This window comes from Sphingomonas epibiotica (genome assembly GCF_039615155.1).
GTDB lineage: Bacteria > Pseudomonadota > Alphaproteobacteria > Sphingomonadales > Sphingomonadaceae > Sphingomonas.
Genome location: NZ_JBDGHY010000004.1, coordinates 20,005 through 33,347 on the forward strand (window position 1 = coordinate 20,005; position 13,343 = coordinate 33,347).

Annotated in this window: 13 protein-coding genes; 7 read left to right on the forward strand and 6 right to left on the reverse strand. The window is 64.7% G+C overall.

What is annotated here, in order from left to right:
- Nucleotides 1-36 precede the first annotated feature (36 nt).
- Nucleotides 37-1,140, reverse strand: coding sequence for a GNAT family N-acetyltransferase (locus tag AAIO73_RS08915; RefSeq protein WP_345877437.1), 1,104 nt, complete (start codon nucleotides 1,138-1,140; stop codon nucleotides 37-39).
- A gap of 90 nt (nucleotides 1,141-1,230) precedes the next feature.
- On the opposite strand from AAIO73_RS08915, the gene AAIO73_RS08920 reads away from it, so the two are divergent.
- From AAIO73_RS08920 to AAIO73_RS08930, 3 genes are all read left to right on the forward strand, one after another.
- Nucleotides 1,231-1,692: a DUF2721 domain-containing protein gene (locus AAIO73_RS08920; RefSeq protein WP_242116737.1), complete on the forward strand. Its 462-nt coding sequence runs from the start codon at nucleotides 1,231-1,233 to the stop codon at nucleotides 1,690-1,692.
- Nucleotides 1,689-2,096, forward strand: a complete 408-nt coding sequence (locus AAIO73_RS08925) for a DUF4345 domain-containing protein (RefSeq protein ID WP_345877440.1) — start codon at nucleotides 1,689-1,691, stop codon at nucleotides 2,094-2,096. Before AAIO73_RS08920 ends, AAIO73_RS08925 begins: the two co-directional genes overlap by 4 nt.
- A 338-nt stretch (nucleotides 2,097-2,434) precedes the next feature.
- Nucleotides 2,435-4,333 (forward strand): ribonucleoside-diphosphate reductase subunit alpha, encoded by a 1,899-nt coding sequence (locus AAIO73_RS08930; protein ID WP_056456096.1) that lies wholly within the window; start codon nucleotides 2,435-2,437, stop codon nucleotides 4,331-4,333.
- A 148-nt stretch (nucleotides 4,334-4,481) separates the two neighbouring features.
- On the opposite strand, the gene AAIO73_RS08935 is transcribed toward AAIO73_RS08930, so the two are convergent.
- Nucleotides 4,482-4,760 carry a DUF2171 domain-containing protein gene (locus AAIO73_RS08935; protein ID WP_345877444.1) on the reverse strand — a complete coding sequence of 93 codons (279 nt, stop codon included), beginning with the start codon at nucleotides 4,758-4,760 and terminating at the stop codon, nucleotides 4,482-4,484.
- A 53-nt stretch (nucleotides 4,761-4,813) separates the two neighbouring features.
- On the opposite strand from AAIO73_RS08935, the gene AAIO73_RS08940 reads away from it, so the two are divergent.
- Together AAIO73_RS08940 and AAIO73_RS08945 are read left to right on the forward strand one after the other, a co-directional pair.
- Nucleotides 4,814-5,011, forward strand: coding sequence for a hypothetical protein (locus tag AAIO73_RS08940; protein WP_345877445.1), 198 nt, complete (start codon nucleotides 4,814-4,816; stop codon nucleotides 5,009-5,011).
- A 158-nt stretch (nucleotides 5,012-5,169) separates the two neighbouring features.
- Entirely contained in the window at nucleotides 5,170-6,219 is a 1,050-nt protein-coding gene (locus AAIO73_RS08945; RefSeq protein WP_345877447.1) for a ribonucleotide-diphosphate reductase subunit beta, read from the forward strand.
- A 279-nt stretch (nucleotides 6,220-6,498) separates the two neighbouring features.
- Here AAIO73_RS08945 and AAIO73_RS08950 read toward each other — a convergent pair whose 3' ends face one another.
- Nucleotides 6,499-6,834: an HNH endonuclease gene (locus AAIO73_RS08950; RefSeq protein WP_526023792.1), complete on the reverse strand. Its 336-nt coding sequence runs from the start codon at nucleotides 6,832-6,834 to the stop codon at nucleotides 6,499-6,501.
- A gap of 169 nt (nucleotides 6,835-7,003) precedes the next feature.
- Here AAIO73_RS08950 and AAIO73_RS08955 point away from each other — a divergent pair, with 169 nt between their 5' ends.
- Complete coding sequence (locus AAIO73_RS08955) at nucleotides 7,004-7,312, forward strand: hypothetical protein (RefSeq protein ID WP_345877448.1); 309 nt, start codon at nucleotides 7,004-7,006, stop codon at nucleotides 7,310-7,312.
- A 196-nt stretch (nucleotides 7,313-7,508) separates the two neighbouring features.
- On the opposite strand, the gene AAIO73_RS08960 is transcribed toward AAIO73_RS08955, so the two are convergent.
- Nucleotides 7,509-8,141: an outer membrane protein gene (locus AAIO73_RS08960; protein WP_345877450.1), complete on the reverse strand. Its 633-nt coding sequence runs from the start codon at nucleotides 8,139-8,141 to the stop codon at nucleotides 7,509-7,511.
- 317 nt (nucleotides 8,142-8,458) lie between these two features.
- On the opposite strand from AAIO73_RS08960, the gene AAIO73_RS08965 reads away from it, so the two are divergent.
- Complete coding sequence (locus tag AAIO73_RS08965) at nucleotides 8,459-9,769, forward strand: NAD(P)/FAD-dependent oxidoreductase (RefSeq protein WP_345877452.1); 1,311 nt, start codon at nucleotides 8,459-8,461, stop codon at nucleotides 9,767-9,769.
- A gap of 284 nt (nucleotides 9,770-10,053) precedes the next feature.
- Here AAIO73_RS08965 and AAIO73_RS08970 read toward each other — a convergent pair whose 3' ends face one another.
- Both AAIO73_RS08970 and AAIO73_RS08975 read right to left on the reverse strand, forming a co-directional pair.
- Nucleotides 10,054-10,356 carry a hypothetical protein gene (locus AAIO73_RS08970; protein ID WP_056456111.1) on the reverse strand — a complete coding sequence of 101 codons (303 nt, stop codon included), beginning with the start codon at nucleotides 10,354-10,356 and terminating at the stop codon, nucleotides 10,054-10,056.
- 11 nt (nucleotides 10,357-10,367) lie between these two features.
- On the reverse strand, nucleotides 10,368-13,223 hold the full coding sequence (locus tag AAIO73_RS08975; protein WP_345877454.1) for a M16 family metallopeptidase: 2,856 nt from the start codon (nucleotides 13,221-13,223) through the stop codon (nucleotides 10,368-10,370).
- Nucleotides 13,224-13,343 lie beyond the last annotated feature (120 nt).

A 13,343-nucleotide genomic window follows, 5' to 3' on the forward strand; every position in this document is an offset into this window, starting at 1 on the left:
ATGCGCGGCCGGTCGGCAATGCTGCATAGGTTTCGGCTAGTCCCCATCCGGGCCTTCGCGGATTGGTGCCTGACCCTGCATCGCCCAGCGTTTCGCCAGCAGCCCCCCTGCCAGCGCGGGCAGGCCGGGCCGCAGGAACAACCAATCGCGGATCGCCGGCCCCGGCTCGGCGCCGATCAGCCGCTTGTACCCGCTGTCGCCCGCGCCCCAATCGACCCGGGTGATGCCGTCGTCTACGGCGCGGACGAGATTGCGGTAATAGAGCAGCTTTCCCGGCGAACGCTGGCGGAAGGCGACGTCGTAACTGTTGGCGATCGCGAACTTATGGGTCCCGGCGTTGATGTCGAACGAGAAGGCGACGGGCTTGCCGTCCATCCGCAGCAGCGCGACCCACAGCATGTCGGCCAGCACCGGATCGCTGACGACCGAGCGCCAGAACCGGCCGTGTCCCTCCAGAGTGAATTTGGCGTCGCTGCCATCGGTCCGGCTGTTCAACCAGCTTGCCCGTTCGACAGCGGCAAGGTCGTCGAACAGCGCCGGCGTCCAGTCGGCACCGCTGGCGAACGACCAGTCGGGTTCACCGAGCGCCGCCAGATGCTTTTCGTTGAAGCGGTTCTTGCGCAGCGTCGACAGGCGCGGCCAGACCCCTTCCGCCTGGCGCGCGGTGATGTCGAGCAGATAGCTGTCGGCGATGAAGCGCGGCATGGCCCGCCAGCCGCTCGCCCGGGCGGCATCCAGTAGACCCTGTAGCATCGGATCGTCGTCATAGACCGGACCCAGCCGGAACCCGCGCACCCGCCGCCCCGCCTCGCCCAGCAGCGCCGCGAAATCGTCGGGTCCGGCGTCCAGCGCGACGGGTCCGCTGCGGAACGGCCAGTAGCAACCGGGCAGTTGCGCCATGCGCAACGCTGCCGGCCCGAGCCCGATCAACGGCAACGCCAGCGTCGGCCGTTCACCACGTTCGACCAGCACCGTCCGCGCGTTGCCACCATAGGTAGCGACCGCCGCCGCATACCATTGGCGGCGCAGGAACCGATGCGTCGGAGCCGCCGACTCCGCGACATTGTCGATCGCGTCGGGCAATTCGTCGGTCGTTCGCGCGACCGGTGGGGAAGTACGCAGCAACATGGGCAACATCATGTCGATAACCCGTTACGATTGGGTAGCGATCCGGTGTCGCAATCCCTGCGCAACCTTGCCCGCCCCTTCGGCCCACGGCATAGCAGACGCGTGGAATTCGCACCTGTCCTGTCGACCGTCGCCAAGACGATCCAGACCGCCATCGCGCCGGTCTTCCTGCTCGCCGGGATCGGCGCGATCCTGAACGTCATGGTCGGGCGGCTGGCGCGGATCGTCGACCGGGCTCGTGACTTGGAGAAGCTCCATCCCTCCTCGACGGGGCCGGAGCATGAACGCCACGTATTCGAATTGCGGCTGCTCGACCGGCGCATCCGCGTCATCAACAATGCCGTGTTCCTGGTCGTATTGTCGGCGGTCGCCAACTGCACCGTCGTCGCCATGCTGTTCATCGCCGAGCTGCTCGATCTGGGTCTTGGCAAGGCGGTGGCGATCGCCTTCGTCCTGTCGATGGTGTTGTTGATCGGCGGGCTGGTCTGGTTCCTGTTCGAGGTGCGGATGTCGGTCCATGCAATTCGCGTGCGCGCCGAATTGCTGGAGCGCGAACGCAAGTGACCCCGCGCCGCGAACGGGCGCTGTTGCAGGCGGCGGTCGCGATCGTCTGTATCGTCCCGATGGTGGTTTCCACGCTCGGCATCGTGCGCGGCGCGGTATGGTTGCAACCGGCCCCGGCGACCGATCTCGACAGTCACTTCCGCTATCTCTCCGGCATCTTCCTGGTAATGGGGATCGCCTTCGTGACCTGTATCCCCGCGATCGAATCGAAGACTGCACGGTTTCGGTTGCTCGGCGCGATGGTCGTGGGCGGCGGTCTGGCGCGGCTGGTGTCGCTCGGCAGTGTCGGCGTGCCATCGGCGGGACATGTGACGGGATTGGGTATCGAACTGATCGTCGTTCCCCTGCTGCTGCTCTGGCAGACACGCATCGCCCGGCGATATCGCGACGCCGCCGCCACATAAAGTTCCGCGCGGAAACCCGATTTCGGGCGATCATATTTTTCTATGTTCCCGAAAAGTTCGCTTGCATTTCACGAACCCGGCGGATCACCGTGCGTCGCGTATCGCCGCGCCCCCGATACCGCCATTGGCCGGCGCGAATCAAAAATTTGCCGTCTTGCGCGATGCCAGCTTTCCTACAATTAGTGGTGGCGAACGCGGGAGAGGCGCTACGGATAGTGTGTCGCCCGCCGGAACCTCCATTGCCGCCAACGCTTGTCAACAGGGAAGGCGCGCGCGGACGTTCCACAGAAATCGACAGGGGTTAGCGCCCCGTGCTAGAACACAAAAGGAACGGGACGATGACCTTCCAGGATAGTCAGGATGCCCAGATGAACGAGCTGCAATTCGCCGATCCGGCCCCCGCCGCCCCGGCCCCGGAACGCACCAGCCGCACGGTCGATGCGCTGCTGCACGCGGTCGAGGTCGATCATTCGCGCGACGCGCTGCTGACCGATTTCGGCAAGGATACGCTCAAGGACCGCTACCTCCTGCCGGGCGAATCGTATCAGGATCTGTTCGTGCGTGTGGCGTCGGCCTATGCCGACGACGCGGCGCATGCACAGCGGCTGTACGACTATATCTCGAAGCTGTGGTTCATGCCGGCGACCCCCGTGCTGTCGAACGGCGGCACCGGGCGCGGCCTGCCGATCAGCTGCTATCTCAACTCGGTCCCCGACAGCCTCGAAGGCATCGTGGAGACGTGGAACGAGAATGTCTGGCTGGCGTCGCGCGGCGGTGGCATCGGCACCTATTGGGGCAGCGTGCGCGGCATCGGCGAGCCGGTCGGGCTGAACGGCAAGACCAGCGGCATCATCCCGTTCGTCCGCGTCATGGATTCGCTGACGCTCGCCATTTCGCAGGGCTCGCTGCGGCGCGGGTCGGCGGCCTGCTATCTCGACATCAGCCATCCGGAGATCGAGGAGTTCCTCGAAATCCGCAAGCCAAGCGGCGACTTCAACCGCAAGGCACTGAACCTGCACCATGGCGTGCTGATCCCCGACGCGTTCATGGAAGCGGTGCGCGACGGTGCCGAGTGGGAGCTGAAGAGCCCGAAGGACGGATCGGTGCGCACCACCGTCGATGCCCGTTCGCTGTTCCAGAAGCTCGTCGAGACCCGCCTCGCCACCGGTGAGCCGTACATCGTGTTCAGCGACCATGTGAACAACACGATGCCCAAGCATCACCGCGACCTGGGCCTGAAGGTATCGACGTCGAACCTGTGCAGCGAAATCACGCTGCCGACCGGCAAGGATCACCTCGGCAACGATCGTACCGCCGTGTGCTGCCTGTCGTCGCTGAACCTCGAAACCTGGGACGAATGGAACGGCGACAAGCGCTTCATCGAGGACGTGATGCGCTTCCTCGACAACGTCCTGACCGACTATATCGAGCGTGCGCCCGATGAAATGGCGCGTGCCCGCTACTCGGCGGAGCGCGAGCGGTCGGTGGGTCTGGGCGTCATGGGCTTCCACTCGTTCCTGCAGGCGCGCAGCCTGCCGTTCGAAGGGGCGATGGCGAAAGCGTGGAACCTCAAGATCTTCCGCCACGTCAACGCGCAGGTGAACGAGGCGTCGATGCATCTCGCCAACGAGCGCGGCCCCTGCCCCGACGCGGCCGATATGGGCGTGATGGAACGGTTCAGCTGCAAGATGGCGATCGCGCCGACCGCGTCGATCAGCATCATCTGCGGCGGCACCAGCGCGTGCATCGAACCGATCCCGGCGAACATCTATACCCACAAGACGCTGTCGGGGTCGTGGTCGGTCAAGAACCCGTATCTCGAAAAGCTGCTGATCGCGAAGTCGAAGAACAGCGATGCGGTGTGGAATACGATCCTCGAGCGCGGCGGGTCGGTCCAGCATCTCGACTTCCTGACACAGGAAGAAAAGGACACGTTCAAGACCAGCTTCGAGATCGACCAGCGCTGGCTGCTCGAACTGGCCGGGGACCGTGCGCCGTTCATCGACCAGGCGCAGTCGCTGAACCTGTTCATCCCAGCCGATGTCGAGAAGTGGGACCTGCTGATGCTCCACTATCGCGCATGGGAGCTGGGCATCAAATCGCTCTATTATCTGCGGTCGAAGTCGGTGCAGCGCGCCGGGTTCGCGGGCGGGGTCGAGGCGGACAATACGTCCGAACTGGCCAAGTTCGATCTGGGCGAGACGACCGATTATGATGAGTGTCTGGCGTGCCAGTGAGCGGGTCGCCTCACCTTGTGTATGCAAGGTGAGGACAGACCATGGCGGGCAGCGGGGTCGCGTAGCGATCCCGTCTGACGGCGTGGTCGAGGCACCCACGAAAAAGGGGGCACGCCGCCCCCTTCCCCGTCGCATGTCGGGCGATCGATCAGATGGCGCTGCCGTCCTCTTCGGTTTCGAACGTCACGGCGACGTCGGCGTTGGCGGACAGGCGGACGGTGTCGCCCTCGACCTCGGCGACGAGGCCGCCGTCGATATAATGGTGATGCCCTTCATGCGAACCGCCCTCGGCCCCTTCGACTTCCGCGCCGCTGTCCTTCTTGGTCAACTTAATGCGGTCGCCTTCGACGCGGTCGACGGTGCCGACATGGACGCCGTCGGCGCCGATGACTTCGGCATGTTCCTTGATGTTGCTGAGATCGGCCATGATAATCCTCCGTTGGGGGCGGCGGTCAAACGCATGTCCCGGCAGTTGGTCGCATGACGCAGAACGTACTCATCATGCTGGCCATCGCGCTGATCGCAGGTGGCGCGGGCATGTGGCTGTTGCTGCGCCTGCGGTCACGCGCGACGCAGCAGAGCCGCTATGCGCATGGCATGGTGGGGATGATGGCGCTGGCACTCGGGATCATCCTCGCGATCTTCGGGATCGCGCAATGGTCGTGGGGGTCGGCATGATGCCCCCTCCCCTTCCGTCATTCCGGCGCAGGCCGGAATCCATGGACACGGGCCGCATCGAAAGAGCCGCGACTGTCACCTGTCCATGGATCCCGGCCTTCGCCGGAATGACGACCTGATTTTCATCTGTTCTTATCAAGTTTCTCCGGAGTAACCCCATGTCGCTCACCGAAGCCCGCAAGCAGTACAAGCCGTTCGAATACCCCTGGGCGTTCGATTTCTGGAAGCGTCAGCAGCAGATCCACTGGATGCCCGAAGAGGTGCCGTTGGGTGAGGATTGCCGCGACTGGGCACAGAAGCTGACCCCGCACGAGCGCAACCTGCTGACGCAGATTTTCCGCTTCTTCACCCAGGCGGACGTCGAGGTGCAGGACTGCTACCACGAAAAATATGGTCGCATCTTCAAGCCGACCGAGATCAAGATGATGCTCGCCGCCTTCTCCAACATGGAGACGGTGCATATCGCGGCGTACAGCCATCTGCTCGACACGATCGGCATGCCCGAAAGCGAATACGGCGCCTTCCTCGAATATAGCGAGATGAAGGATAAGCACGACTATCTGCAGAATTTCGGGGTCGATAGCGACGAGGATATTGCCAAGACGCTGGCGATGTTCGGCGGCTTCACCGAAGGACTGCAGCTGTTCGCGTCGTTCGCGATGCTGATGAACTTCCCGCGCTTCAACAAGATGAAGGGCATGGGGCAGATCGTATCGTGGTCGGTCCGCGACGAGAGCCTGCACTGCGAAGGTATCATCAAGCTGTTCCACGCCTTCTGCAAGGAACGCGACTGCCTGACCCGTAGCGTCCGCGACGACATTGCCGACATGTGCCAGACGACGGTGCGGCTGGAGGACAATTTTATCGACCTCGCCTTCGAAATGGGGCCGGTCCACGGCATGACCGCCAAGGAAATCAAGAAGTATATCCGCTACATCGCCGACTGGCGGCTGGGGCAGCTGGGCATGAAGCCGATCTACCTGATCGACGAACATCCCCTGCCGTGGCTGGCGCCGCTGCTGAACGGCGTCGAGCATGCCAACTTCTTCGAACAGCGCGCGACCGAATATTCGAAGGCGGCGACGCGCGGCAACTGGAACGAGGTCTGGGAAGGCTTTGACAAGCGCCAGAAGGCGAAGGTCGTGGCGCCAGCGAACGAGGAAGCCAGCGGAATGGGCGACATGTTTGGTGGGGTTGCGGCGGAATAGCGCCGGGCAAGCGGCAGCGTAAGCTGCCGCGAGCCTCAAGGCGCGGCCGGCCGGCGGCGCCGGCAGCGCCGACCGACGGCACGGGCTTTGCCCGTGCCGGCCGCCCAAAGTTCACGAAGTTCACACTTGCACGTTGTTAACGTGACGATCCGATTTGCCATGTCAAAGAGCGCGGGTCGCGACGGCCCGGCAGCATGATGACAACCGTTGATCGTGTAGGACAGTGCGAATGTCGCGTTGCCTGCGTTGGAACGACACGAGGGCCGGCAGCGAATGCGCTCAGCGCCCTCGCCGGACCGGCACCCGGAAATCCGCGGGCTTGTCGGCGACCCATTTGACGAACTTCGCGACCGCCGGAACCTCGCGCAGTGTGTCGAGGTCGGCGAGCGGACCCGCGAGTTCGGCGTTGGTCGCGCTGGCGTGGATGGTGCGGTGGCAGATCGGGTGGACGGGAACGGTCTCGCGGCCGCCCTCGCTCTTGGGCACGCGGTGGTGCCATTCGACCTGAAGCCCGATTGGTCGGCGGCATAGCGCGCAGGCCATCGGCTCGACCACGCGTGCGGCGAGCGCTTCGGCCGCCGCCAGTCCCGCCTTGCGCCTCACGCGTCCGGCCATTGCCTGCTCCCGTTCATTGGCCCAAGATCGTCATCCGTGGTCGATCCGGCAAGACCATCGAAAATGGCAAGTCACCGTTCGTCCAACGGCAGATGAACGGCAGATGAAGGAACCGCGATCAAGCCATGCGGGTTCTTCCCCGGCAAGTTCTGATCCAGGGAGAACCCGCATGAACCGCCTTCCATTACTGATCGCCGCAGCGGCAACTGCCTGCATCGCAACGCCGTCGCTGGCCAAGGACCGGTCAGTCCCGGTCTATTCGGACTATAACCCATATTATCTAGATTATAAGACCGACATCTCCGAAGCGAAGCGCGAACTGCGCAAGGATTTGCGGCGCACGAAGGACGCGTCGTCACGCGAGGATGCGTGGCACGAATATCGCCGCGAGGTCGCCGATGCCGAACATGATTTCCGCAAGGAAATGGCGGAGCGCGGCATGATCGTCCGCCGCGGTCGGGTGACCGTCGAAGAATAAGCATTCCCGTCGTCCTACGGGAATCAGCCGCCGGGTTCGCGCCCGGCGGCTTTTTCATTGCGAACGATAGGTCGCCCTGCACGAGCGGGCCGTGCGAAAAAGAAAAAGGCCCCGGGCCGATGCCCGGAGCCTCTGTCTGTACGCAATTACCGGGGCAGGTCCCGATACGCCGGACCCGCCCATACCGGGTCGATGCTTAGAAGTGGGTCGTCAGACCCAGCATCGGACGGAAGCTGTGCGCCGAACCGAAGGTCGACACTTCACCGCGCAGGCGGACGCCCGAGTTGCCGGTGATGCCGCCGAGACCAATGTCCTTCGGGCCAACTTCGAAACCGGCGCCATAGGTCATCTCGTGATAATCGCGGCTGGCGGTGCCGAACCGGTCGAAATTGACCCAGCGATAGCCGACCTTGCCATAGATCAGGCCCGAGTCACCCGCGCGGAAGCCGAAACGGCCGGCCGCGCCGTAATCCCAATCGATATCGCCCGACACGCCCTTCGAGACGCTGCCTTCGGCACCGACGAACACCGGACCCAGCGGAACGTTGAAGCCGACAATCCCTTCGACCAGCGCGCCGTTGAGTTTGTCGTTACGGGCGACCTGCGGAATGCCGGCCTTGGTCGCTTCGGAGTCGAACTGCTCCCAACCGCCCATGACGGCGATATACGGTTCGAAACCGATGCCGCTGGTGCCGTCGGGTGCGGTCACGGCAGGGGCCGGTTCGGTGGTGGTCGCCGTGTCCTGCGTCGTGGTCGACATGTCCTGCGCAAAGGCAGGGGCAGCGACGAAAGCGGCGGCAGCGGCAGCGACAGTGAAAAGCTTACGCATACAAAACCTCATCAGCGTTTACGGTCCCGGCGTCGAAGCTGCGCCGGTTTGTCCGTGGCCCCTCTGAACCCCGGACCGCGTCCCCGGTTGCATTGCGTCGCAACAGGAACGTCATGAAACTGGATACTGTGTTATAACGGCAACGGTATCTTGCAGTCGGATGAACGAACCGTGGCGAAGCTGTCCGGAACAAGGTGGTAATATGGCAGCGTTGGTGCGGCATGGCGGCAACGGGGCGCAACGAAGGGCGCGCCGAAGGGTTGGTAATCCGGTCGTACGGTGCGGCCGGACCCGCGAAAAGGACGAATGGAGGCCATATGCGACCCCATATCATCATCCTCGGTGCCGGCTTCGGCGGGATCGCGGCGGCACAGTCGCTGCGCAAAGCCGATGCCGCTGTGACGCTGATCGACCGGACCAACCATCACCTGTTCCAGCCGTTGCTCTATCAAGTGGCTGGCGCGGCGCTGTCGCCGGCGGATATCGCGACCGCCAATCGTGCCCTGCTGCGTCGCAATAAGAACACGCGCGTATTGATGGCGGAGGCGAGCGGGATCGACGCGGCTGCAAACGACTTATGCCTCGCCGATGGGCGGCGGTTACGTTTCGATTACCTGATCGTGGCGACCGGTGCCGGCTATAGCTTCTTCGGCAATGATGGCTGGCGCGACCATGCGTTCGTGCTCAAATCGATCGACGATGCGCTGGCGATCCGGGCGGCGCTGCTCGGCGCGTTCGAACGGGCCGAGCAATGCGACGATCCGGCCGAGTTGCGGCGGTTGCTGACCTTCGCCGTCGTTGGTGGCGGGCCGACAGGCGTTGAACTGGCCGGCACCATCGCCGAACTGGCACGCACGACGCTGGCGCGCGATTTCAGCCGCGTCGATCCGCGCGCAACGCGGGTGGTATTGTGCGAGATGGGCGAAAACATCCTGAACGCGTTCGACCCGAAGCTGTCGCAGGCAGCACGGGAGATGCTCGAGTCGCTCGGCGTCGAGGTGCGGACCGGCGAAAAGGTACAGGCCATCGACGAGCGCGGACTGACCGTCGGCGACCAGCGGATCGACGCGGCGGCAGTGCTATGGGCGGCAGGAACCCAGGCGCGACCGGCGGCCCAGTGGCTGTCCGCCGATGCCGCACGCAACGGCGCGGTGAAGGTGCGCCCCGACTGTTCGGTGCCGGGGCATCCCAATATCTTCGCCATCGGCGACGTGGCCAGTTTCGATGCAGGCGACGGCCCCCTGCCCGGGCTGGCCCCGGTTGCCAAGCAGCAGGGGCATTTCGTCGGCAGGCTGCTGGCGGTGAAGGTGGCCGGGCATCGCCCCGACGATACGTTCAGGTATCGCGATTACGGAACGATGGCGGTGATCGGCCGGTCGCGCGCGGTCGCGGAGATTGCGGGCCTGAAGCTCAAGGGTTTCGTCGCGTGGCTGGCATGGTCGCTGGTCCATCTGATGCTGCTGGTCGATTTCCGCAGCCGCATGTCGGTCTATGTCCATTGGGCATGGTCGTGGTTCACCTATGGCCGGGGCGCACGGCTGCTGACCGGCTATGCGCCCGATCCGGGGGAGACGCCGCGCGCGGCGGTGCTGCCGGAGATCGAGAAAGAGGTGCGGGCGGCGGAGTAGCGGCCGGGAACCGTTCTTTCTCGCCCGAAGGCGAGACCGCTGCGAACGTCGCGCTCCCAATCCCAAATCCAGCGTACCCCGGCGCAGGCCGGGGTCCAGTTGGCATGGCATTTCCGCAAGTACGAACGTCCCCCGACTGGGCCCCGGCCTCCGCCGGGGTACGGGAAAAGAGATTTCAGAAGTCTCGGATGGCGGGAATACAGTCTGCAGCGGGCGCGTCCCCAAACGCAAACGGCCCGCCCGCATTGCCTGCGGACGGGCCGTTTCTTTTACGTCGGAACCGTTCAGCCGACGCGGTTGCCCGCCATCGGGAAGCTGCCGAACGCGCCCGCGCCAACCGTGCCCGAAATCGTGTCGCCCTCGACCGTCGCTTCGCAATCGAGCGTCATCGGCATCGGCACGACGATCGCGACCTTCCACGACAGCTTATCGCCATCGACCTTGCCGTCGGTGATCTCCGTCGATCCCATCGCGCCGGAATAGGTGCCGGTGAAGGTGCCCCCGTCGCTCTTGACGTTCAACGTCGCCTGCTGGTCGCCCATCGGCGACTTGGTGATCGTGTTCCAGCTGCCATCGACATTCGCCATCTTCGCTCTCCTTACTTCGCCGCGGCGGCCGGGGCGGACGGCGGCGTTGCCGACACCACCTCCACCGGCAGGCCGAGCGCGTCAAGCTGTGGGCGAACGACCTTGGCATCCCCGATCACCACATAGACGAAGCGTGCGGGGTCAATCGCCGCGCGTGCCGCAGCGTCAAGCTGGGGCACGGTGAGCGCACGATATTTTTGCGGCAACGTCGCCTGATAGTCGTCCGGGCGGCCAAGGAAGTCGTTGAACCGCATCGCCGCCAGCACCGCGCGCGACGTTTCGTAGGTACCGGCAAGCTGCCGCGTCTCGCCATCAATCGATCGGCGGAATTCGACCGGGGTCACGCCGTTGGTCCCGAGGAAGCCGTTGATCTGTTCGCGCAGCGACGCGATCGCCGGGCCGGTCTTGTCGGCCTGCACCGGCGCGTTGATGACATAGGGTACCGCATTCTGCATCAGCTGGAACCCACCCCGCGCGCCGTAGGACCAGTGCTTGGCCTCGCGCAGGTCCATGTTGATCCGGCTGAGGAAGCCCGAGCCGAGCACGGTATTGGCCGTGGTTGCGGCCAGCGTGTCCGACTTCGCCTGCACCGGCGTCATCTGTCCGGCGACGATCAGCGACTGGGGCGAATTGGGCCGGTCGACCAGCACGATCTTCGGCGTGGTCGTCGCGCGCTGTGCCGGGAAGCTCTTGGTGCCTGCCGCACCGGTCGGCTGCCAGTTGCCGAGCGAGGCGTTGAGCGCCGCCTGTACCTCGGCCAGCGGACGGTCGGACACGACGAAGACCTTCGCCTTGTCCGGACGCAGCCAGGCATTGCGCCACGCGATCAGGTCGTCGCGCTTCAGCGACGCGACCGCCACCGGATCGCCGACCCCAGCCGCCAGCTTGGCATAGGGGCTGTCGGCGCCGTAGAGGAGCGGCGGCAGCGTCATGTCGGCCAGCCCCTGCGGGTTGGTGCGCTGCTGCCCGATCTGCGCCATCACCCGCCCGCGCACGCGCTCCAGTTCGTTCGCATCGAACGCCGGATTGCGCAGCACGTCGGCGAACAGCATCGTCGCGCTGTTCAGATTGGCGCTGGGTGCGACGAAGCCGACCGTCGTCTGATCGGCGGAATTGCCGCCGCCCATCTCCATGCCGAGCTTTTCCTTTGCCTCCGCCAGCGCGATCGAATTGCGGGTGGTGGTGCCTTCGTCGATCAGCGACAGCGTCATGCCGGCGGTGCCAAGCTTGCCCGCCACATCGGCGGCGGTGCCCGCATCGAACACCATGTCGACCTGCGTTACCGGCACGGCGGTACGCTGTGCATAGACCAGTTCCATGCCGTTCGACAGGCGGCTGCGGGTGACCTTCGGAAATTGCAGCGTACCGCCAGTATCGGCGACGCCGGGCATGGTGCCGCGCGTGCCCTGGAACGGCGTTTCGGCAGCGGCCGGCGCGGCGGGCGCGGCAGCGACCGCCTTTGCCTCCTCATAGCCTTCGCGCTCGCCCTTCTCGACGATCAGCGTATAGGCGGGGCGCGACATCCACTTCTGCGCGGCGGCGCGGGCACGCTCCGGCGTCATCGTCGCCAGCGCGTTCAGCTCCTTCTTGTAGAAGCCCGGATCGTTCGAATACAGTTCGCCCGACGCCAGCGTCACCGCCTTGCCACCGAAGCCGCCGACCGCCTCCAGTCCGCTGATAGTGCTCGACACCTGCGTCGTGGCGACGCGCGCGACTTCGTCGGCGGTGGGACCGGTGCGGAGATAATCGGCGATCATCTGGTCCAGCTTTGCCTCGACCAGCTTTTCATCGACGCCCGGCCGCACGATCGCGCGGACGATCAGCATGCCGGCCTGCGCCAGCGACTGGACGCCGGCCGACACCTGCACGGCCAGCTTGTCCTTCTTGACCAGTTCGTTGTCGAGCCGCGACGAGGCAAGCCCGCCGAACGCACTCATCGCGACGTCCAGCGCCGGCGCGTCGGGATCGTTCAGGCCCGGCACCGGCCAGACCTTCATGATCATGGTCGCGGCGACATTGTCCTTCATTACCTCGCGCACCGGGGCGGCCAGCGTCGGCACCGCGATCTTCGGGAGGACCGATTCGGGCCCCTTGGCGATCTTGCCGAAATATTTCTCGACCAGCGGACGCGCTTCCTTGGCGTCGATGTCGCCGGCCAGCACCAGCACCGCATTGTTCGGGCCATAATGACTACGGAACCAGTTCTTGACGTCCTCGAGACTGGCGGCGTCGAGATCGGCCATCGAACCGATCACCGAATGACGATAAGGGTGGCCGACCGGGAAGATGCCCTCGGTCATCTTGTAGCGGACGAGACCATAGGGCTGGTTGTCGCCCTGCCGCTTCTCGTTCTGCACGACGCCGCGCTGTTCATCGAGCACGCCCTGCGTCACCGCGCCGAGCAGATAGCCCATGCGGTCGGATTCGAGGAACAGCGCGCGGTCCAGCGCCGCCTTCGGCACCGTCTCGAAATAATTGGTGCGGTCGTAGCTGGTCGTACCGTTCAGGTCGGTCGCGCCGATCGAGCGCAGCGGGTCGAAGAAATCGCCCGGCGCATTCTCCGACCCGTTGAACATCAGATGCTCGAACAGATGCGCGAACCCGGTCTTCCCTTCCGGCTCATGCTTCGACCCGACATCGTACCAGACGGACACAGCAACAATCGGCGCCTTGCGATCGGTGTGAGTGATGACGGTCAGGCCGTTGGGCAGGGTGAATTTCTCGTACGGGATGTTCACCGGCGCGACCAGCGCCGACAGCGGTGCGGCCTTGACCGGAGCGGGCGCAGGGGGCGTGGACTGGGCGAACGCACTCGCCCCGACGAGTGCCGTGGACGCGAGCAGGACGGACGCGACGGTACGAAACATGGAACCCCCATTATCGATAAACGGAATGACGGTGTATGGGCTGGCATTGTAACACGCAAGCGCGATGACGTTGCCGTTGGCCCTCCCCATTCTTACGCGCATGTAACTTATGATGTCTTC